This window comes from Clostridium tarantellae (genome assembly GCF_009295725.1).
Lineage (GTDB): Bacteria > Bacillota > Clostridia > Clostridiales > Clostridiaceae > Sarcina > Sarcina tarantellae.
The window spans coordinates 1-20,421 of the sequence record NZ_WHJC01000016.1; the positions used below are offsets into that span (position 1 = coordinate 1).

The following is a 20,421-nucleotide window of genomic DNA, read 5'->3' on the forward strand; positions in this document are numbered from 1 at the left end:
TATAAAAGCGCCACTTGACCATCTTGATGATGCTGATTCATTATTTCCATCTGTAACTAAATTAGCAGTAAAATAATCTGTTTCATTAGATGATGATACTGCTTGTTTATTTAATGCTAAATTTTTTGAAGAAGCTGATGTTATTGATGTTATTGATGTTATTGAATTTATTGTATTTTCTTCATTTACAGTAACTAATTCTGATTGATTAGATTTTATGAAATAAATTCCTGTAGGTACATTTATAAAAGTATAAATTCCTTTATTGTTTGTTTTAGTTACTGAAATAGGAGTAAGTTCATTATCCGATTCTACCTTATAAAGAATAACTTTTGCTTCTGATATTACATTATTTAAACTATCTGTTATAATTCCAGATATAATACCATTTTCTGCTTTAGCATCTCCATATAATATTTTAGAAAATCTTGTTATAATACCACTTTTAATATTAACTGTTGAATTACCTTGAATATATCCTAATGCTGTAATTGTAATGCTATAATCACCAGGTGTAAGTTCATTAAACACAAAAATACCTGCTACATCTGTATGAGTTATAGCTATTAAAGTATTAACTCCATTAATCATACTGTATAGCAAAGCTATAGCTCCCGATATACCCTTTGAATTAGTATCTAACACATTTCCACTTAAAGTAGCAAAATTAGAATCTATATCTGTTTTCAATTTAAAATCAAAATTTAAATTTTCTCCTTTAGATAGGCTAAATGGGGCTACTTGTGATATTAATTTGCCTGAAGCAATAGACATTAAATTATATATATTACTATAAGGAAAAAAATTAAAAGAATAATTTCCATTAGAATTGGTAGTTGTATTAGTTAATGGTTGTAATTTTTGATCCATTAATTTCACTATAGCTCCTTCAATAGGAATATTATTTTCATCTACTACCTTACCACTAATTGAAGATTCTATATTAGGTTCTTTATTATTAAAATCTAATTGTAAGTCTAATTTAATATCACTTCCTACACCCTTAACATAAACTTTTTCAGATTGTATCGAATTATATATATCTTTCTTTATTTGCAAGTTTATCACTCCTAATATAAATTGCTTTAATTTATCATATAAAACACATATTCTATAATATTTCTATATTAATATATGAAAAATAAATAAATAAGTACCTTGCATAAGTGTAAGTTTCATAGATAAATTTAAAATAGATATGAATATTATGAAAGCAACTCTTTTCTAAAAGTTTTATTGTCTTTTATAATTTTTCAAAAAAAAAGCATCCTTTAAAATAAGGATACTTTTTGTAAAGAGAGATGTTCTCCAATATATTAAAAAAGTTTTATAGGTCTTTTCAAAAAAGAAAACGGGGTTACACTTAATTTTAGGAAACATCATCATGGATCAGGTGATAATGTAAATTACCTATAAAACTTTCATAAACTTAATTTAAAATACTTTAAAAATTTTTAGCTTTTTTAAATCTTTTATGACATGAATAAGCTAATGATGTAATTACTCCAATTACACCTCCTAGTGCAAATCCTAATTGAGCCTGACTAAAAAAAGCTCCTCCCATTAACCCAATAGCAACTCCTACTGCTATACTCATTGTTAAATGTTCATTTTCTTTGTCTGTTAATGCTAGCTTATCCCACATAATAAATCCCTCCATATAATAATTCATAAATTTCTCATATATAATTATTTACCATTCATATATAATTATATTCTTAAATTGTTAAAATTTTATTACACAAATCTTAATACAATATTAAAAATTTATTAAGTTATTGTATATAATTTTAAAAGATTATATGTACTTTGTAAAACGTTATAGTATACCTTTTAATTTAAAATACTCCTATAACAAAAAGATAAACTTTAATTATTTAAAACTTATTAAAATCTATCTTTTTAAATATATTAAATTTTTATAAATTACTTATAATTAATTATATAATTATAAACAGCACCAATCATACCTGCATTATTTTTATGCTTACATATTCCAAGTTCTACTTCAATATCACTCCACCATGGAATTTCATTCAATTCAACTTTTAATTCATCTAATAATTGTGATCTTGAAGTTATACCACCACCTATTAATATTTTTTCTGGATTTATCATAGCACATATATTATAGACTACATAAGCTATATTTCTATACCAATTGTTAATTATAGCTTTAACTTTAAAATCTTTTTTTCCTTCTTCAAAAATAATATTTCCTTCAATTTCTGTTTCTTTATCAATATTTTTATATTTTTTATACATATTAATTAATCCTCTAGTTGAAGCATTTTCATTTGTTATTTCAAATCCTTTATTACCTTCATTTATTCCATTAACTATCATATAGCTTACTTCACCTGCTTTAAATGTATTACCAGCAACTAACTCTCCGTTAATAAATAAACCACCACCAACTCCAGTGCCTAAAGTTATGCAAGCAAAATTATTATTTTCTACTGCTGCTCCATTAAACTTTTCAGCTAAAACAACACATTTAGCATCATTTTCTATAGCAACATTTAAGCCTGTTCTATTTTTAAGTTCTTCTTTAATATTTATTCCTTCAGCACATCTTAAAAATCTACATATATCTATTATTCCTGTTTTAGGATTTATAACGCCAGGCATACTCATTGCTATACCACAAATTTCATATTCTGTTTTGTAATTGCGTATTATTTCTTGTAAATCTCCTAAAAAAATATCTAAACTAGAATTTCTTGTGTTTGTTTCACCTTTTGTAATTATTTGACCAATTTCATTTAAAACTCCATATTTTATTTTAGTTCCACCAATATCAAAAGCTATATATTTTTGCATAAAAACCTACCACCTTTCTTTCAACATGTATTACTATAATAAATTAAAATCTATTAAAAACACCTTGTTTTTAAACATATAATAACATTTTTTCATATATTATGTAAAACTTAATCTTAGTTTAATAATATGAATACTTATTAATATTATTGGTAAACTAATTATTGATTACTATTCATTAGGAGGAATTTTTATGACTAACGAAGAAAAAAACTCTGCTCATGATATTGCAAAAAAAATGATTATAGATGGTGAATCTTTTGATAAAATTATGGAAAAAACTCATTTAAGATTAAAAGATTTAAAGAAAATTCAAAGAGAAGAAATAACTCCTCATTTCTAAAACTAAATGTTATCTAAAAAGTTAATTAAATTTTTAAAAGAAGTGATAAAATAATTATTATCACTTCTTTCAATACAAGGAAATTTAAGTTAAATATTCATATTCTTTCTTATATTATCAATTAATCTATATATCATAAAATATCTTAACATTTCATTAATATATTCCATCTTATTAAGTTTGAAAAGAAAAACAAATAATAGTATACTTTAATTAATAAATAATAATTATTAGTTAATAATCTTAGGAGATGTTTAAAGTGAATAGTTATAAATGCAATATTTGTGGATATATTTATATTCCTGAAAGAGGCGATGTAAGAGGTAATATAAAACCTGGTACAGCCTTTAAAGATTTACCTGATGATTGGGTTTGTCCTGTATGTGGTGTAAATAAAAGTAATTTTGTAGAACAACCTTGTAAAAATAATTAATATATAATATTAAATTTTTTAAATCAATACTTTATTAATTTAATACAAGTATAGAAAGGATTTTATATGTCAAATATTCACTTAAGAGATGTTTATATTGAATATGATAAAAATGCTATAACTCCTAAATATGAAACCTCTTTATCAGCTGGAGCTGATGTTTTTGCAACAGAAGATATGGTTATAAAACCTTTTGAAACAGTTGCTATTCCACTTAATCTTAAATTTGCAATACCAGATAATATGGAAATCCAAATTAGAGCAAGAAGCGGTTTATCTTTAAAAACTCATTTAAAGATTTCTAATTCTATAGGTACCATAGATGCTGATTCTATAAGTAATATTAGCGTTATATTAGAAAATAATTATAATATAGCTAATTTACCTTATGAAATAGCTACAGATATAAACAAACTTAATGATTTAAGAGAAAATTATACTGAAATTAAACTAAAAGATTATTTAGAATCTAAAGGAGAAAATTTAGAACCATTTAAAGAAGGAGATATAGCTTATAAAAAATTACTAAAAACATATATATATTTAGATAAAAATGGTAATCCTTATGGTACTATTTACATAAAAAAAGGAAATAGAATTGCTCAAATGGTTTTAGCTAAATATTATAAAGCTAATTTCATACAAGTAGATAATGTGAAAGTTATAAAAAACGTAGATCGTGGCGGTGGATTTGGTCATACTGGTATTTAATAAATAAGTTTAATTATATTGTAATAAGTTGATATTTAATCAACACCTTAATTTTTACAATTAATTAATATAAATAAATTTGCTATGCTTTGCTTACAAAAAGTTAAAGTTTTCTCATGAAAGAGAAAAGTGAAGACTTCGCATATTCCTTTACTTTAACCCCAAAATTCAAATTATTAAAAACTTCAAAATTCACTTGGTATTTAATTAAGTACAGTCTTTAGTTTTTTGTGTGCAAAGCAGCAAAATTTATTATTTTAGATTAATTCACCAACAATCTTTGAACCATGATATTCTTGTGCTAATATTTCTTCTGCTAATTTTTTATAATTATATTTATTTACTCCTCCACCAGGTAAAATTATAATTTTTTTTCCTGCATATTCTACTAAATCTTTTAAAGTTTTTATATTATGAAAAGCAGACTCAGTTCCTCCCTTTGTTAAAATTCTATTAATGCCTAGGGAAATTAGTTCCTCTATAGCTTCTTTTTTATCTTCTATTTCATCAAAAGCCATATGAAATGTTACACTTAAAGGCTTACATAAATCAACTAATTCTTTAGTTCTATTAAAATCTATCTTATTTTTTGAATTTAGAATACCTATAACAACTCCATTAACACCTATATTTTTGCATATTTGTATATCCTGTTTCATTATTTGAAACTCTTCATCAGAATAAATAAAATTTCCACCTCTTGGTCTTATAATAACGTTTATATCACATTTAATATTCTTCTTAGCTAATAAAATAGTTCCATAACTTGGAGTAGTTCCTCCCTCTAACAAATTATCACAAAGCTCTATTCTATCAGCTCCTAATTCTTCTGCTTTTTTTCCTTCCCTATAATTCCCTACGCAAGCTTCTAATATATATTTCATGTCCCCCGTTCCTCCTCAGTAATATTTTTAATAGATTCCAATTCTGTACATTCTGCCTCACAAAATGCTCCTCTGTTTTCAATACCTGTAAAATTTAAATTTAAAAACATAAGTTTAATTTTCTCATCTCTTAGTATTTCTAAAATACTTATGTTTATTTCTTGTTTCATTTTTTCATAACTTACATAATTAAATTCTTTAGTATAGAAGTATATAAATATTCCAAATCCATAAGTTGATAATTCATTAAAACTAACTATTATTAAATCTTTATCTACTTTTTCATTATTTTTCAACATATTTTCTATGTCATTGATACACTTTTTTATACTATCTATAGGTGTATCATGTTCTATAGTAAACTTAAAATGTATTCTTCTAAGCTTTCTTTGTGTCCAATTTATAATATGATTATTAGCTAATTTAGAATTTGGTACTGTTGCTAATGCCATAGAAAAAGTTCGTATTTTTGTACTTCTAAAAGTTATCTCTTCTACAATTCCTTCAACCTCTGATGTTTGGATCCAATCTCCAATGGCAAAAGGTTTATCTAAAACAATTACCATACCTCCAAAAAGATTAGAACATGTATCTTGTGCAGCTAACGCAAATGCAACTCCACTTATACCTAATCCAGTAATAAAACCAGTAAATCCAAATTCTTTAGCAATAATACTTATACATATTATAACAATAATTAATCTTATTATTATGGATATAAACGGAAAAAATATTGTATTTCGTTCATTAGTTTTATTCATTTTAGCGTATAAAATAGAATTTTCTAAAGTTAGATTATATATAAAATATGAAATACTTATAGTTAAGGCCATCTTCATAAGTTTTGCTGTTGAAATTAAAGATAAGTTTAATGCATCTAAATTTATAATTTTAAAACTATAATATATACCACAAAAAAGTATAAAAAATTTTAAGGGTCTTTCTAAAGCCTTTATAATATTATTATCTATAAAATTATTAGTTCTATTTACTAATTTATTTAAAAATTTAAATAAATTAGTTATGAAAAATCTATTTATAATTATAAAACAAAATATAATTAAAACTGATATAATTACCTCACTTATTGGTATATGTAAAATTTTATTTATGAGGTTTTCTAATTCACACATTTTTACTCCCTAAGTATCCTATACTGATTTTTAGTAAATAAATTTTTATATTTACTAAAACTATTTTATCCTATATATATTAAATTTATTAAGTTTTAATTGATATTTGTTTTCAATAACTATTGACATCTTCTAGTTTATTTGCTAAAATTAATATTGTAATTGAGAATTGTTTTCATTTATCCTAAATGATTTATTTAACTTATTTATTTTAAATTTAAAGATAGAAAAGGATTAGACTGCTGAATTTTAAACGCTTGAATTCGCTTGATGAAACACCATTTAGAAATTTTTACAACTTATTTTAATTTCTTCGGTCTTACTGGAATTTCCTTTTCTATCTTTAATTTATATTATTTAATTTCATAATACAAATTAAATAATAAAAATTTAATATCTTCCTAATAACAATTAAGGAATAAAAAAAGTAAGAGATTTTTAAAATTCTCTTACTTTTTTCTATGAAGTTAAAATTAATGAAAGTTATAAAATATTTTTTAATTTTTTAATTGCTTCAGTAGTTTTAACTTTTCTTTCTATTGCTTCTGTAGCCATATCTTTAACTACCTGAGTATAAATTAAATCTATTAAAAAAATTTGTGCTAATTTAGATGGTACTGCTCCTGTTTCAAAAATAGTCTCTGTTGAAATATAAGGTAAATTTATATCTGATATACTTTTTAATCTAGACTCTTCATTTTTAGTTATAGATATAATTTTTGCTCCACTCTCTTTTGCTAAACCTATGGCATTTATAACCTCTTCTGTTTCACCAGAATGAGATATAGCTATAATAACATCTCCTTTATTAACTATAGATGACATTATAATCATTGTATGTCCATCATGGAAGCTATTACAATGCAAACCAATCCTCATAAATTTATAATTAGAATCTTGTGCCACTATTCCTGAATAACCTAATCCAAAAAAGTAAATTTTATTAGCTTGTTTTATTAATTCAGCACATTTGTGTATATCATTAAAGTTAGTTATAGCTAATGTTTTATCTAACATATTTACATTACACTGAAGTAATTTTAAAGCCGTATCTTTTGCGCTCTCATCGTTTTTAACACTATCATTAATTATACTTCTTCTATCTTTAGTTGATATTTCTTTTGCTAAAGTAACTTTAAACTCTTGAAAACCTGAAAAACCCATTTTTCTTGCAAATCTTGTAATGGTTGCTTCTCCTATTAAACTTTTTTTGGCAATTTCTGATATAGATTTATAACTAACTTCATTTATATTTTTTTTTATATATTCTATAAGTTGCTTATCTGACTTAGTAGCTTTGAAATTAGGAGTTTCTAATTGTTCTAAAATTCCCATTTTCTCACATCCTTTTTATACACCTCTTAAACTATTAATTATGCTTTTGTAAAAAATTAAATAAAGCTCCTAACATTCCTGCATTATTCCCATTTTCAGCAAACTCTAATTTAGTATTTTCATAAATACGAGGTATAACTTTATCTTTAAAAGCCTTTTCAAATATTTCCATTAAATATTCTTTTTGTGCCATTATTCCTCCACCTAATACTACAACTTCTGGATTAACAACATAAACTATATGAGATATACCTAGTGCTAAAACATTTACCATATTATTTATCTCTTCAATACAATCTTTATCTCCCTTTTTAGCTAAATCAAAAATCAATTTTCCATTTATATTTTTTTCATCTATATTTTTTCTTGCAGCAACTTTTTTAACTAACCTACTAGTTGCCGCAATCTTTTGAAATTCATCTCCATTAATATTCATGTACCCTACTTCGCCTGCACTATTACTAAAACCATGTAATACTTTTTTATCTAATATAATACATCCTCCAATACCAGTACCTACAGTCAAGCATACACAAGAATTTGCACCTCTAGCTGCCCCTTTCCAAACTTCACCAAGCCCTGCACAATTCACATCATTTTCAACTTCACATATTAATCCAAATTCTTTTTCTAATTCTTTCTTTATTTCTACTCCTGTATAATTTGGTATTAATTGTGATGCATAAACAATTTTTCCTTCTTTTGAATCAACCATTCCTGCTGTTGATACGCAAATTCCTTCAATATTAAACTCTTTCAAATAATTTCTAGTAATTTCTTTTAATTTTTCTAATATATTAAGTCCACCTTTAAAAGCCTCTGTATCTCTTTCCCCTTTAACTATTATATTTCCATTTACATCCATAACTGAGAATTTTATAGCCGTTCCACCTACATCAATACAAATATATTTTTTCATTATATTAAACCTCTCTCTAAAATTAAAATTTTATTTATAAAACCCCTACTACTATTATAGTTCTTCTAAATTTTTAATATATTCTTTTGCACGTGTCATATCTATCATATCTTGAAGAGTTGGTTTAACTCCTGTTCTATAATAATAAAACATATTATCTGCTATATCTCTTCCTAACTGATTTAGAGCCTCTTGAGAATAATGAACCTCATCTATAGTTAATTCTCTTTCTTTAAATGTTAAAGCCAACTTACTTGCTAAACATAAATTTTCATTTTTTTCACAAGTTCTTTCTTGCATAGCTGCAATATTCTCACACCTTCTTAAGTTATCATCACTACCTTCCCAATAACCTATAAGACTTACAAACATTTTTTCTATTTCACACCTATCATTTAAATTTTTTGATATATCAATTAATCTATCTCTATAATAAATAGGATCTGTTCCATATTTACCATCACTTTCTCCTTGTATCCAAATAGCATATTTTTTATTTATCTCAAAATCTTTTGATAATCTTTCTATTCCTTTATTGAATTTTTCTATAGCTTCATTTAGTAAAAAGAATTTATCATGATTCCAATTTTTAATTCTTGATCCATCTACTGCATAATGTATAAAACAAATATCATTTCCTGTTAATTCATTCCATCTATTTGAAAACGCTGGCGCTATTGTACCACATCCATCTGATATTTGTAATGTAACACCCATTGGTATAACAGCTTCTCCAGTTATACTTTTTAAATATTCATAATTATTTTTATTAGGAAGTACACTTTTTTCAGGGTTACCACATCCTTTAGCATTACTTTGACCTATAAGTAAAATAACATCTAACATATACTATCATCCTTTCTTTTAATTAAATTATGTAAAACTTAAGGGAGTATTAAATACTCCCTTTACTTTATTTATAGTTATTATTTAATTTTTATTTTAAATATAGCTTTTTTAATTTTTTCTTTTTTATCAACTTTGATAGCTGTTCTGTGTGCATCTTCTGGGTAACATACTAAAAAATCATTATTTTCTAAAGTTACATATGCACTTTCATTTCCTTCTAAAGGTAAAAAATCACTTTCTTCTTGATAATCTTTAATTTCTAAATTATCTATAAAATTCATATCAATTATTTCTTTACCTTTAAGCATTAAATGTAAATCAATATATTTTTTATGTGCTTCCCAAAATCTATCTTCTCTATTTTGAGTTTCATACTCTACAATATTAACAAATATTCTATCTCCATCAATTTCATGACAACCTGTCTCAAAATTAACTAAATCATTTTCTTTTGCATATAAAAGACATTCTAATATATCTTTTTCTAAAAAATTATATTTTTTAGCATGCTTTAGTACTCCTGTTATCATTTATATTACCTCCATTTTTGTAATATACTGTTGTTTTAGGATCTGTTTTAAAGTTTTGTGATGATACTTTTTCTTGAATAATACTTACTACATATCCAACTATTACAGATACTACAATTGAAATTAATGCATAAGACCAAGAAGTTACAGATGGTACATTGTATTTTAAGTAAACAACTAATATTGAAGATACTATAAATGCAACATATGCACCTAAACTTGTTGCTTTCTTAGTAAATGCACCTAATACGAATATTCCTGCTAAAACTCCAAGAACTAATCCCATGAAACTATTAAACCATTCATAGGCTGATTTAATTTCTCCATTAGCAAGTACCATAGCTACTCCAATTGATACTATACCAACTAATAAAGATACATATTGAGCTATTTTAGTTTGTTTTTCCATACTTAAGTTTTTAGATAATATAGCTTGTATATCTAAAGTCCAGCTTGTTGCAACTGAGTTAAGACCTGTTGATAATGTTGATTGTGATGCTGCATATATTGCTGCTAAAAGTATTCCTGTGATTCCTACTGGTAATTCAAATGCTATATATGAAGCAAATATTTGGTCTTGTTGAGCTGTTTGTAATGCAGCTGGATTTTGTTGATAAAATACAAATAGTGCTGTACCAATTAAGTAAAATACTGTTGCTAAAAATATAGATAATGCTCCATTTGCGTAAGTCATTTTATTTAATTGTTTAACATCTGTTGTTGTAGTAAATCTTTGTACAATATCTTGGCTTGATATATATGATGAAAAAGTATTTAATCCACCACCAACTAATATTATAAATACACTTGTTTTAAATATATTTGGATTAATTATAACTTGATCTGATGCTAAGAATTTACCTGTTCCAAGAGAATCAAATACAGCTCCAATTCCTCCATTTATACTAGTTAATAAGAAACCTAATGCAAAAACAACCCCAACTATTAATACTACACCTTGTATAAAATCAGTCCATAATACTGACTTTAAACCACCTGTATATGAATAAATTATTGCTATAACACCCATCGCTATTATAAGAATATTAACACTTATTCCTGTAAGCTGTGCAAGTACCACTGATGGTAAATACATGATTATAGACATACGTCCTATTTGGTATATTATAAACATTACAGCTCCAAGAATTCTTAAACCTGAACTTTTGTATCTTAATTCTAAATAATGATAAGCTGTATCTATTTGCAATCTACTATATAGTGGCAAGAAAAATTTTATTGTTAATGGTATTGCTATAAACATACCTAATTGAGCAAACCAAAGAATCCAAGTTCCTCCATAAGAGTTTCCTGCTAATGATAAAAATGATATAGGACTAAGTAAAGTAGCAAATATTGATACTGATGTAACCCACCAAGGTATAGTTCCATCACCTTTAAAGAACTCTTTTCCTTTCATCTCTTTCTTAGAGAAAGCTAATCCAGCAAATAATACTGCTCCTAGGTACACTACAAGAACTACCATATCAATCCAAGTAAAACCAGTCATGAAAATTCCCTCCCAAACTTCTAATTAAAACTTATTTTTAAAAATATTTTGCATACATCTCTTTTGCTTTTTCTTTCATTTCTGGTGTTGCTTCTTTCATAGGTTGTCTACAATAACCTGCCTCTACGCCTTCTTCTTCAAGTAATAATTTTAATGTTTGATATAATCCATTTCCTAAAATATCAGTAATTAAATCATTAGTTATATGTTGAATTTCTAAAGCTTCATTAATTTTACCTTCTTTAGCTAAATTAAATATTTCTTTAGCTCTCTTACCATTTACATTGAAAGTTGAACCTATAGCTCCATCAACTCCTAAAACAGTAGCTGGTAACATCATTTCATCAAATCCTGCATATATTAATTTTTCTGGGAATCTTTTACGCATTCTTTCTAATAAATAGAAGTCAGCTGCTGTAAATTTAACTCCAATAATTTTTTCATTTTCAAATAATTCACCAAACTGATCTAAACTCATATTTACTCCTGTTAAAAATGGAATTGAGTAAATAATTAACTTGTTATCTACTGAATTAATTATTGTTTCATAATAATGTTTTATTTCTGAGAAATCAAATTTATAATAAAATGGTGTAACAGCTGAAATTGCATCATATCCTAAATCTGTTACGAATTTTGCTAATTCTACGGCTTCTTTTAAATTAATTGAACCAACTTGTGCTATTAATTTAACTTGATCTTTAACTTCATCCTTTGCCACTTCGAAAATTCTTTTTTTCTCTTCAGTTGAAAGCATAAAGTTTTCTCCTGTACTTCCTCCTACATAAAGACCATCAACTCCACAATTATCAATATTGTGTCTAATTATTTGTCTTAATCCTTTTTCATTTAAATTTCCTTCTTTATCAAAAGATACTAATAATGCTGAATAAATTCCTTTCATTTTTAAACCCTCCATATTAAAAATTTTTATTTAATTTTATAATTTAATCGTTTTCTTAATTATTAACTTTACTTTAAAGTCTATATTATAACAAATATATACTTTAATTTTAATTTTAAAAACTAATTATAAATCTTTAATTATATTTGTAAATTTTTTTGTAATTAGTTGAGGTCTAGTAATAGCCCCTCCTACTACACAAGAATATGCTCCACTATTGAATGCTTGCAATAATTCCTCTGGAGTATTTATTCTTCCTTCTCCTATTACAGGAATTTTTAATGTTTCTTTTAATTCACTTATTAAAGTTAAATCTGGACCCTCTAACTTTTTAGAATAATCTGTATATCCAGATAACGTGGTTGATACACAATCAGCACCTAATTTTTCAGCTTGTACACCTTCCTCAAAAGTAGATATATCTGCCATTACTAAAACATTATGTTCATGTATATAATCTATTAAATCCTTTAAAGATTCTTTATTTGGTCTTTCTCTATTGGTACAATCTAATGCTATCATTTCGCATTTAGTAGCTAGTAATTCATCTACTTCTTTTTTTGTAGGAGTTATATATATTGAAGAATCATTATAATTCTTTTTTATAATTCCTATCACTGGCAACTTTGTAATTTTTTTAATTTCAATTATGTCTTCAACACCCTGAGCTCTTATAGCTACAGCACCACCTTCTTTAGCAGCTTGAGCCATTTTCCCCATTACAAATGAACTATGTAAAGGTTCATCTTCTAATGCTTGACATGAAACTATAAGTTTTCCTTTAATTTTATTTAACACAATATAGCCTCCTGTAATTTTATTGTATTATTGAAATTTTTTTTCTTTTTTACATATTTATTTTACCATGAAAAAGTTTACTATTCAAGTTTTTTCCAAGTTTTTTACTATTTTTTGTTTAAATTCCTCTTTTAAATACTTTTTATTCCTTATTTTTTATTTTTACCCTTATTTTTTTATAAATTTTACTTTTAAATAACATTGTTTTTGAAAATGAATTTCAATTTATTTTTGAACTTTAAAAAAGCCATAATTCTTAAATTATTTTATAAAAATTATGGCTTTTTATTAAATTTTATTATTTTACTTCAAAAGATTTGCAATCAGTACATTCTATTTGTGTTGGATTTTGCTCATGTGTACCAACTTCAATTACTGATAAAGTACAATAGTTTTCTCCACAATCATGATATTTACATTGATTTACTGTACATTTAATACTTTTATTCATTTTAAATCCCTCCGTAATTAATATGTTTTTTATCTAAATGATTTAACTTACATATTTAGTATGCTACTAAATAAAAAAATTATACTTTAAAAATCTATACATTAAAGTAATATTTTTAAAAATTAAAAAAGCTTTAATTCTAAAAATAAAAATAAAATTAAAATTAAAACTTTTTCTATTTCTTTTTTGCTTTTAAATTAAAATTTATTTAAAGTTATATTCAGTTACTATAGGATTTCTATTAAGTATCATGTCATTAAAATATTCATAAAAGCATATACCCAAAAAACTTCCAGTAATGTTTACTATATTATTATATCCCTTATTTATTAATACTCTAGTGGCATTATAACTTCTTTGACCTGATCTACAATACAAATAAACAGTCTTATCTTTAGGAATTTCCTTAAATCTGTATCTTAATTCACTAAGAGGAAGATTTATTGCTCCTTTTAAGTGTCCTAATTCAAACTCTCTAGATTCTCTTATATCTATTATAAATTCATTAGCTTCTACTAATTTTCTAACTTTATCTACATTAATTTGTTTAAAGAAATCATCTAATAAATTACTTGAAACATATCCGGCATAATTTACAATATCTTTAGCTGTTCCAAAAGAAGGTGCATAACATAGTTCTAAATCTTTTAAATCCTGAACTGTTGCTCCATACTTTATAGAAGTTGCTATAATATCTATTCTTTTGCCAACATCACCTTTGCCTATAGCTTGGGCACCTAAAATTTTACCTGTAGGTATTTCATATAATAATTTAAAATGTATAGGCGAGCTATTAGGCATAATTCCAACTTTATCTGATAAAATTAATCTAACTATATCATAATTAATATTTAATTTTAATTTTTTTATTAAATTTTCATTTAAACCTGTAGAAGCAGCATTATAATCAAAAACTTTTATTATATTAGAACCAATATATCCTCTATTTAGTATACTCATTCCATTAATATGATCCGCTACTGCTCTAGCTTGTTTTTGTGCTGCACCTGCTAATGATAATTTAGTAAATTCATGAGTTAAAGAATTATAAACTTCTATGGCATCACCTATGGCATATATATTATTATCATTAGTTCTATAATTACTATCTACTTTAATAGCACCCGTATCTCCTAGTTCTAAATTTGATTCTTTTGCTAATTCTATTTCTGGAGTTACTCCTATTGCCATAACTACTGCATTAGTTTTTATTTTTCTTCCTGATTGTAAAACTACTGTATCATTTTCAAATTTTATTACTTTATCCTCTAATATAAGCTCCACTTTTTTATCATAAATTTCTTTATGCAAAATTTGTACCATGTCATAATCAAATGGTGTTAATATTTGCTTTCCAGCTTCTATTAATGTAACATTGAATCCTGCTTTAATTAAATTTTCACATATTTCTACTCCTATAAATCCTCCACCAATTATAGTTATATCTTTTGAAGGCATTAAAGTAATGAATTCATTTAATTTTTTTATATCTACCACATTTCTAACTGAAAATACATTTATACTTTCAATACCTGGAATACTAGGAGCTATAGGTTCTGCACCTGGAGATAATATTAACTTATCATACGCTTCTTCATATGTTTCTCCTATAAGAATATCCTTAATTTTAATTTTTTTATTTTTTCTATCTATCTTTATCACTTCATTATTTACTCTAACATCTATTTTGTATTGTGCCATAAACTTTTCAGGATTCATAAGTATTAATTTATCCATAGGATATACTTCTCCACTTAGATAATACGGTAATGAACAATTTGAAAATGATACATTAGGTCCTTTTTCAAAAATTATTATTTCATCTTCTTCACTATGCCTTCTTAACCTAGTAGCAGCGGATGCACCACCAGCTACTCCACCAACTATTAATATTTTTCTTTTCATATTTTACTTCCTTTCTATTATATAAAAATTCTAATTTATATATAAAAATAAACTAAATGAAAAATATTATATATTTCATTTAGTTTAATAGTGCTACTTGAAAAGCAAAATGTCAATTTATGTAATAGTAGTTTTTTATAACTTTTTTACAAATCATAATTTAAATATATCAATTAATAAAATTATGATCTATATTAAAATATTTTTATATTAATATTCCTATATTTTTGCAAATCATATTTTAAATAAATATATTAAAATAAATTCCAATAATACAAATGAATAATTTTTTCTTTAGTAGCTAAAATTAATTTTGTACAAAACATAATTAAAGTTAGGAGATGGTTAGTATAAAAAAGAGGTTTCTATTTATATTATCTTTTATACTATGTTTTTTTTCTTTTGCTAATAATATTTATTGTTATAATTTAGATTTAGAAAAATTTAAATTAAATCCTTTACCTTATAATTATGATGCATTAGAACCTTACATAGATAAAAATACTATGTTTTTTCATCATGATAAACATCAAAAAGCTTATGTAGATAATTTAAATAAATCATTAGAAAATTATGCTGAATTATATTCTAAAGGAATAGATGGTTTATTAACTAGCTTAAATAAGTTACCAGAAGATATAAAACAATCTGTTATTAATAATGCTGGCGGAGTTTATAATCATGAATTTTTTTGGTCTATAATGTGTCCTGAACAAGGTGGTAAACCTATAGGAAATTTATCTAAAGAAATTGATAAAACCTTTAAATCTTTCGAAAATTTTAAAAATAAATTTAAAGAATCAGGAATAAATAGATTTGGTTCAGGTTGGGTTTGGCTTGTAAAAAATACAGATAATAAAATTTCTATAATATCTACATCTAATCAAGATTGCCCAATTTCTCAGGGATTAACTCCTATAATTGGATTAGATCTTTGGGAACATTCTTATTATCTTAAATACCAAAATAGACGTGGAGAATACATAGATAATTGGTGGAATTTAGTTAATTGGGAACAAGCTGAGAAAAATTATAATGTGAAATAATACTAAAGATAATGGTGATATTTATAAATTTATCAACTAAAATATTTCATCTTTTAAATTTTATTATTTTTTTATATATTTTATTATAAAATTTTAAAAATTATAATATTGATAATGATTTTCATTTACATTTTTTTTTTTTTATGTTATATTTATTTCAGGCTTAAATTATCGCGGCAATCTTTTAATGAATAATAGGAGATGATAATTATGGCAAAAATGATGGGACCTAGATTTAAATTATGTAGAAGATTAGGATTAAATGTAACAGGACATCCTAAAGCAATGAATAGAGCAACTAAAGGAACAGCTAGAAATGATAAAAAGCTTTCACCTTATGGAACTCAATTACTTGAAAAACAAAGATTAAGATCCTACTATGGTGTAATGGAAAAACAATTTAGAAACTATGTAAAAAAAGCAATGAAAGATAAAGAACCTACTGGTTATGCTTTAATAAAATTATTAGAGTGTAGATTAGATAACTTAGTTTATAGATTAGGTTTTGCAAATTCAATTAGGCAAGCACGTCAAATGGTAGTGCATGGTCACTTTTTAGTAAATGGTGAAAAAGTTAATATTCCATCTTACCAAGTAAGTGTAGGAAATGTTATAACTTTAAGAGAAAAATCTCAAAAAAATGAGTTATTTAAAGAAAACTTCCTATCTAACTTTGTTAATGGCTTTGATTACTTAAGCAAGGATGAAAATGCTTTTTCAGGTACTCTTGTAAGATATCCTGAAAGACAAGAAATTCCAATTGAAATTAATGATGTTTTAGTAGTAGAATTCTACTCAAAACTTTCATAATTTAATATCAAAATATATACTAGCCTATATATAACTTTAAATTCCTATATCAAAGAAAGAGTTCTTTAAAATATAACTATTCCTTTTAATTTAAGCACTCTTTCTTTGAAAATATAATATATAAAAGGGACCTTATTTAGAATTTATGAAGTTAATTATTTTATATTTTTTGTAAAGAAAATCATTATTTAAAAGTTAAAATGTTTTGTGTATAAAAATTAAATATATTAACCCTAAAAAATTAATTCTATGAATTTTTCATGGCCCTTACAATATTGCTTAATAATATTTTTAAAAGGACTTTGAACAATTTATAGAAATCAATAAATATTAAATTTTATTGATAATATTAAACACTTATATGCCTATTAAAATAGTGTTTAATATACTAAAAATAAAAATATTCTCGTGAATTAATAAAATTCACTTTCTCTTAATTGGTATATAGATGTTTTAATTTTAGAACTCCATTTTTAATTATCTATTACCATAAATTAATAAGTAGATGTAGTACTAGTTGTCAAATTATTACGTCTCGTTACTAAACAAAAAAACTCAAAAAAATAGTAGCTTATGTGTGCAAAATTTAAGCTACTATTTTTTTATCTTTTTAAATATAAGTACAATAACTAACTATAATTACTATAAATTAAAAAAACTCAAAATTTATAAATTTTTTATTTACACCTAATTCCTTTAAAGAAGTATTTAATACTTTCATAAAAGGTAGTGGTCCACAAAAATAAAACTCTCCATTAAGGGGTAACTTATTTTCTATCCACTCTTTTGTTATACGTCCAAAAAAATCATAATCTCTACCTTCTATATCCTTCTTTGCTGGGTCACTATAAAAAACTATATTTTTTAAATTATTAAACTCACTTATTATTTTTAGGTCATTTTTAAATGGTTGCATATTTGAATTTTTAACTGCTTGAATAAAATATTTTTCTCTTTTTACATCATTAGAACATTCATAAAGCATTGAAAGTAATGGTGTTATTCCTATACCCCCAGCTATAAAAACAATGGGTTTATCTTTTATTTTTTTATCTAAAGTAAATTCTCCTTTTGGAATCATTGCTTCTATAAAATCTCCTATGTTTAAATTCTCATGTAAATAAGTACTTATTAGCCCTCCCTTAATTTTTTTTACGCTTATTCTATAAATATACTCATTAGATTTCATGGATAAACTATAAGTTCTTAATATATCTTTAAATTTTGGATCTTTTGTCTTTATTTTAAAAAGTAAATACTGCCCTGCTTTATGCTTTATTAACTTCTCTCCATTTTTATCTTTAAAGTAAAAAGAAACTATATCTTTACATTCTTTAACTTTATCTACTAATACTAACTCTCTAAAACCCTGCCAAGGCTTTAAATTTTCTATTTTTTTATTATCTTTATTAGAATATTTTTTTAAAATTTCATCAATATTAAAATCTGTGCCTATATTATAAGTATTACTCATACTCTATCACCTCCATATATAAATATATGAACCATATTTATATTACATATCTAAATAATAATTAAAATAAAAATGTGTATGAAAAATTTATTTTCTTTAAATCTTTCATACACACTTCATAACTTTATTAATTTTTATTCTATTATTTTATACTTAACAAAATACCAACAACAAATTGCAGATAATACATAAATACCAAGTCTTAATACTCCTCCAAAACCCGAAAGTCTTATACTAGAAATTATTAAGTTCATAATAGCTCCAAAATAAAATATTTTATAGCTTTTGATACTCCAGTTTGTGCAATTTTGTTTATTAAAACAAAATACTAACATAATTACTACAACCGAAGAAATTAAGCACATTATATCATTAAATGTTTTAAAGTTTCTCATATTCACAATTTGAAATATTATGCTAATTATCCCTATTTCTAATAAGATATTATTGTAAGATTTCATTTTAATCACTCCATTTAATTATAATATTCTTAATACATACTTGAAACTCCAAATATTCTTTTCAAATAATATATCATAAATATTTTATAACTTTTTATTTTTATCCTGAAATAGCTTGTTTTAAGCCTAAAATAATAAAATTATTAAATACAGGTCAAAATTTTAATATTTTAGGGTAATTCTAATAATTTTTAATGTTCATATAGTAAAATTAAATTACTCTACTACTTTATTACACTTAATAGGCGTAATTTTCTTTAATAAAAAAAGCGTAACTATTGTGATAAAAGTAACCTACAAAAACAATGGTTTATTACACATAATACCATTGTTTTTTATTTAATTATATTCTAAATTCATAATAAATATCTTTATTGCTATCTTTATGTTAAGCTAGTGTTTAATATTAAATTTCTTTTTTATAATTTTTTCTTAATATATACAATTCTTTTAATAACAACTACCATTTTATTTCATTTTTAATTTTTTTTAACTTTTCTAAAACCTTTTTAAATCTATTTTTGTCTAATATATGTAAGGGTAATTACCAAACTAAAAATAAAAGGGGAATAAATTTAAATGAACCAAGAATTTAAAATAAGGAAAGCTATAAAAGGTGATGATAACGCTTTTTTAGAGCTTATTAATGAATGTAAGGAATGCCTATATAGGACAGCTTTTGCATATGTAAAGGATGAACATAATGCTTTGGATATAGTACAAGAAACAGTATATAAAGCTTATATGTCTATAAATAAACTTAAAGAACCTAAATATTTTAATACATGGATTACAAGAATTCTTATAAATAATGCTATAAATTTTATTAAGAAAGAAGAAAAGCTTATTTGCTTAGAGCAAAAAGATTTAGTAAATATTATAGGTATTAATAAAGTGAATAACGAAGAACAAATTGATTTATTGGATATGGTAGATAAATTACAGGACAAATATAAAGAAATAATTATACTTAAGTATTTTAGTGATTTAACTATAAAAGAAATTTCTAAAATTTTAGACATGCCTATTGGTACTGTTAAAACTTATTTAAATAAAGGTTTAGTTAATCTTAGAGAATTTATGGTAAAGGAGATTATTTAAT

General features: G+C 24.2%; 22 protein-coding genes. 6 read left to right on the forward strand and 16 right to left on the reverse strand.

What is annotated here, in order from left to right:
- From GBZ86_RS02655 to GBZ86_RS02665, 3 genes are all read right to left on the reverse strand, one after another.
- The coding region (locus GBZ86_RS02655) for a carboxypeptidase-like regulatory domain-containing protein (protein ID WP_170272137.1) at positions 1 to 1,059 on the reverse strand (1,059 nt) is incomplete at its 3' end.
- A 385-nt stretch (positions 1,060 to 1,444) separates the two neighbouring features.
- Positions 1,445 to 1,645 (reverse strand): hypothetical protein, encoded by a 201-nt coding sequence (locus GBZ86_RS02660; RefSeq protein WP_152887482.1) that lies wholly within the window; start codon positions 1,643 to 1,645, stop codon positions 1,445 to 1,447.
- A gap of 281 nt (positions 1,646 to 1,926) precedes the next feature.
- Positions 1,927 to 2,823 carry an ROK family protein gene (locus tag GBZ86_RS02665; protein WP_152887484.1) on the reverse strand — a complete coding sequence of 299 codons (897 nt, stop codon included), beginning with the start codon at positions 2,821 to 2,823 and terminating at the stop codon, positions 1,927 to 1,929.
- Positions 2,824 to 3,016: 193 nt separating this feature from the next.
- Here GBZ86_RS02665 and GBZ86_RS16945 point away from each other — a divergent pair, with 193 nt between their 5' ends.
- The 3 genes from GBZ86_RS16945 (at position 3,017) to GBZ86_RS02675 (ending at position 4,310) form a co-directional block, all read left to right on the forward strand.
- The gene (locus tag GBZ86_RS16945) at positions 3,017 to 3,166 is read left to right on the forward strand and encodes a hypothetical protein (protein ID WP_170272138.1); all 150 of its coding nucleotides are present in this window, start codon (positions 3,017 to 3,019) and stop codon (positions 3,164 to 3,166) included.
- A gap of 259 nt (positions 3,167 to 3,425) precedes the next feature.
- Positions 3,426 to 3,599 carry a rubredoxin gene (locus GBZ86_RS02670; RefSeq protein ID WP_327443757.1) on the forward strand — a complete coding sequence of 58 codons (174 nt, stop codon included), beginning with the start codon at positions 3,426 to 3,428 and terminating at the stop codon, positions 3,597 to 3,599.
- Between the two features lie 66 nt (positions 3,600 to 3,665).
- On the forward strand, positions 3,666 to 4,310 hold the full coding sequence (locus tag GBZ86_RS02675) for a dUTP diphosphatase (protein WP_152887487.1): 645 nt from the start codon (positions 3,666 to 3,668) through the stop codon (positions 4,308 to 4,310).
- A gap of 257 nt (positions 4,311 to 4,567) precedes the next feature.
- Here the strand turns inward: GBZ86_RS02675 and GBZ86_RS02680 are convergent, their stop codons facing one another.
- The 11 genes from GBZ86_RS02680 to GBZ86_RS02730 form a co-directional block, all read right to left on the reverse strand.
- Positions 4,568 to 5,194 carry a copper homeostasis protein CutC gene (locus tag GBZ86_RS02680; RefSeq protein ID WP_152887489.1) on the reverse strand — a complete coding sequence of 209 codons (627 nt, stop codon included), beginning with the start codon at positions 5,192 to 5,194 and terminating at the stop codon, positions 4,568 to 4,570.
- The gene (locus GBZ86_RS02685) at positions 5,191 to 6,327 is read right to left on the reverse strand and encodes a mechanosensitive ion channel family protein (protein ID WP_152887491.1); all 1,137 of its coding nucleotides are present in this window, start codon (positions 6,325 to 6,327) and stop codon (positions 5,191 to 5,193) included. Before GBZ86_RS02685 ends, GBZ86_RS02680 begins: the two co-directional genes overlap by 4 nt.
- 483 nt (positions 6,328 to 6,810) lie before the next feature.
- The gene (locus GBZ86_RS02690) at positions 6,811 to 7,662 is read right to left on the reverse strand and encodes a MurR/RpiR family transcriptional regulator (RefSeq protein ID WP_152887493.1); all 852 of its coding nucleotides are present in this window, start codon (positions 7,660 to 7,662) and stop codon (positions 6,811 to 6,813) included.
- Between the two features lie 34 nt (positions 7,663 to 7,696).
- A complete protein-coding gene (locus GBZ86_RS02695) occupies positions 7,697 to 8,581 on the reverse strand; it encodes an ROK family protein (RefSeq protein ID WP_152887495.1) in 885 nt (294 codons plus the stop codon).
- 54 nt (positions 8,582 to 8,635) lie between these two features.
- The gene (locus GBZ86_RS02700) at positions 8,636 to 9,427 is read right to left on the reverse strand and encodes a sialate O-acetylesterase (RefSeq protein WP_152887497.1); all 792 of its coding nucleotides are present in this window, start codon (positions 9,425 to 9,427) and stop codon (positions 8,636 to 8,638) included.
- Between the two features lie 80 nt (positions 9,428 to 9,507).
- Positions 9,508 to 9,960: a NanQ anomerase/TabA/YiaL family protein gene (locus tag GBZ86_RS02705; protein WP_152887499.1), complete on the reverse strand. Its 453-nt coding sequence runs from the start codon at positions 9,958 to 9,960 to the stop codon at positions 9,508 to 9,510.
- Positions 9,932 to 11,470 (reverse strand): sodium:solute symporter family protein, encoded by a 1,539-nt coding sequence (locus GBZ86_RS02710; RefSeq protein ID WP_152887501.1) that lies wholly within the window; start codon positions 11,468 to 11,470, stop codon positions 9,932 to 9,934. Before GBZ86_RS02710 ends, GBZ86_RS02705 begins: the two co-directional genes overlap by 29 nt.
- A 37-nt stretch (positions 11,471 to 11,507) precedes the next feature.
- Positions 11,508 to 12,374, reverse strand: a complete 867-nt coding sequence (locus tag GBZ86_RS02715; protein WP_152887503.1) for an N-acetylneuraminate lyase — start codon at positions 12,372 to 12,374, stop codon at positions 11,508 to 11,510.
- 126 nt (positions 12,375 to 12,500) lie between these two features.
- Positions 12,501 to 13,172 (reverse strand): N-acetylmannosamine-6-phosphate 2-epimerase, encoded by a 672-nt coding sequence (locus GBZ86_RS02720; RefSeq protein ID WP_327443766.1) that lies wholly within the window; start codon positions 13,170 to 13,172, stop codon positions 12,501 to 12,503.
- Between the two features lie 298 nt (positions 13,173 to 13,470).
- Complete coding sequence (locus GBZ86_RS02725; protein WP_152887504.1) at positions 13,471 to 13,623, reverse strand: DUF1540 domain-containing protein; 153 nt, start codon at positions 13,621 to 13,623, stop codon at positions 13,471 to 13,473.
- Between the two features lie 204 nt (positions 13,624 to 13,827).
- The gene (locus tag GBZ86_RS02730) at positions 13,828 to 15,528 is read right to left on the reverse strand and encodes an FAD-dependent oxidoreductase (protein ID WP_152887507.1); all 1,701 of its coding nucleotides are present in this window, start codon (positions 15,526 to 15,528) and stop codon (positions 13,828 to 13,830) included.
- Positions 15,529 to 15,869: 341 nt separating this feature from the next.
- Between GBZ86_RS02730 and GBZ86_RS02735 the strand changes: the two genes are divergently transcribed.
- Together GBZ86_RS02735 and rpsD are read left to right on the forward strand one after the other, a co-directional pair.
- Positions 15,870 to 16,574 (forward strand): superoxide dismutase, encoded by a 705-nt coding sequence (locus tag GBZ86_RS02735; RefSeq protein WP_152887509.1) that lies wholly within the window; start codon positions 15,870 to 15,872, stop codon positions 16,572 to 16,574.
- Between the two features lie 210 nt (positions 16,575 to 16,784).
- Entirely contained in the window at positions 16,785 to 17,384 is a 600-nt protein-coding gene (rpsD, locus tag GBZ86_RS02740; RefSeq protein WP_152887511.1) for a 30S ribosomal protein S4, read from the forward strand.
- Between the two features lie 649 nt (positions 17,385 to 18,033).
- Here the strand turns inward: rpsD and GBZ86_RS02745 are convergent.
- A complete protein-coding gene (locus GBZ86_RS02745; protein ID WP_152887513.1) occupies positions 18,034 to 18,858 on the reverse strand; it encodes an FAD-binding oxidoreductase in 825 nt (274 codons plus the stop codon).
- A 134-nt stretch (positions 18,859 to 18,992) separates the two neighbouring features.
- On the reverse strand, positions 18,993 to 19,319 hold the full coding sequence (locus GBZ86_RS02750) for a hypothetical protein (RefSeq protein WP_152887515.1): 327 nt from the start codon (positions 19,317 to 19,319) through the stop codon (positions 18,993 to 18,995).
- A 579-nt stretch (positions 19,320 to 19,898) separates the two neighbouring features.
- Here GBZ86_RS02750 and GBZ86_RS02755 point away from each other — a divergent pair.
- Positions 19,899 to 20,420 (forward strand): sigma-70 family RNA polymerase sigma factor, encoded by a 522-nt coding sequence (locus GBZ86_RS02755; protein ID WP_152887517.1) that lies wholly within the window; start codon positions 19,899 to 19,901, stop codon positions 20,418 to 20,420.
- The last annotated feature ends 1 nt before the right edge of the window (position 20,421 follow it).

Excerpts from the sequence above, each read along its gene's own strand:
- GBZ86_RS02660 (WP_152887482.1), bottom strand. The coding sequence starts at position 1,645 with ATGTGGGATAAGCTAGCATTAACAGACAAAGAAAATGAACATTTAACA.
- GBZ86_RS02665 (WP_152887484.1), bottom strand. The coding sequence starts at position 2,823 with ATGCAAAAATATATAGCTTTTGATATTGGTGGAACTAAAATAAAATAT.
- GBZ86_RS16945 (WP_170272138.1), top strand. The coding sequence starts at position 3,017 with ATGACTAACGAAGAAAAAAACTCTGCTCATGATATTGCAAAAAAAATG.
- GBZ86_RS02675 (WP_152887487.1), top strand. The coding sequence starts at position 3,666 with ATGTCAAATATTCACTTAAGAGATGTTTATATTGAATATGATAAAAAT.
- GBZ86_RS02680 (WP_152887489.1), bottom strand. The coding sequence starts at position 5,194 with ATGAAATATATATTAGAAGCTTGCGTAGGGAATTATAGGGAAGGAAAA.
- GBZ86_RS02685 (WP_152887491.1), bottom strand. The coding sequence starts at position 6,327 with ATGTGTGAATTAGAAAACCTCATAAATAAAATTTTACATATACCAATA.
- GBZ86_RS02690 (WP_152887493.1), bottom strand. The coding sequence starts at position 7,662 with ATGGGAATTTTAGAACAATTAGAAACTCCTAATTTCAAAGCTACTAAG.
- GBZ86_RS02695 (WP_152887495.1), bottom strand. The coding sequence starts at position 8,581 with ATGAAAAAATATATTTGTATTGATGTAGGTGGAACGGCTATAAAATTC.
- GBZ86_RS02700 (WP_152887497.1), bottom strand. The coding sequence starts at position 9,427 with ATGTTAGATGTTATTTTACTTATAGGTCAAAGTAATGCTAAAGGATGT.
- GBZ86_RS02705 (WP_152887499.1), bottom strand. The coding sequence starts at position 9,960 with ATGATAACAGGAGTACTAAAGCATGCTAAAAAATATAATTTTTTAGAA.
- GBZ86_RS02710 (WP_152887501.1), bottom strand. The coding sequence starts at position 11,470 with ATGACTGGTTTTACTTGGATTGATATGGTAGTTCTTGTAGTGTACCTA.
- GBZ86_RS02715 (WP_152887503.1), bottom strand. The coding sequence starts at position 12,374 with ATGAAAGGAATTTATTCAGCATTATTAGTATCTTTTGATAAAGAAGGA.
- GBZ86_RS02725 (WP_152887504.1), bottom strand. The coding sequence starts at position 13,623 with ATGAATAAAAGTATTAAATGTACAGTAAATCAATGTAAATATCATGAT.
- GBZ86_RS02730 (WP_152887507.1), bottom strand. The coding sequence starts at position 15,528 with ATGAAAAGAAAAATATTAATAGTTGGTGGAGTAGCTGGTGGTGCATCC.
- GBZ86_RS02735 (WP_152887509.1), top strand. The coding sequence starts at position 15,870 with ATGGTTAGTATAAAAAAGAGGTTTCTATTTATATTATCTTTTATACTA.
- rpsD (WP_152887511.1), top strand. The coding sequence starts at position 16,785 with ATGGCAAAAATGATGGGACCTAGATTTAAATTATGTAGAAGATTAGGA.
- GBZ86_RS02745 (WP_152887513.1), bottom strand. The coding sequence starts at position 18,858 with ATGAGTAATACTTATAATATAGGCACAGATTTTAATATTGATGAAATT.
- GBZ86_RS02750 (WP_152887515.1), bottom strand. The coding sequence starts at position 19,319 with ATGAAATCTTACAATAATATCTTATTAGAAATAGGGATAATTAGCATA.
- GBZ86_RS02755 (WP_152887517.1), top strand. The coding sequence starts at position 19,899 with ATGAACCAAGAATTTAAAATAAGGAAAGCTATAAAAGGTGATGATAAC.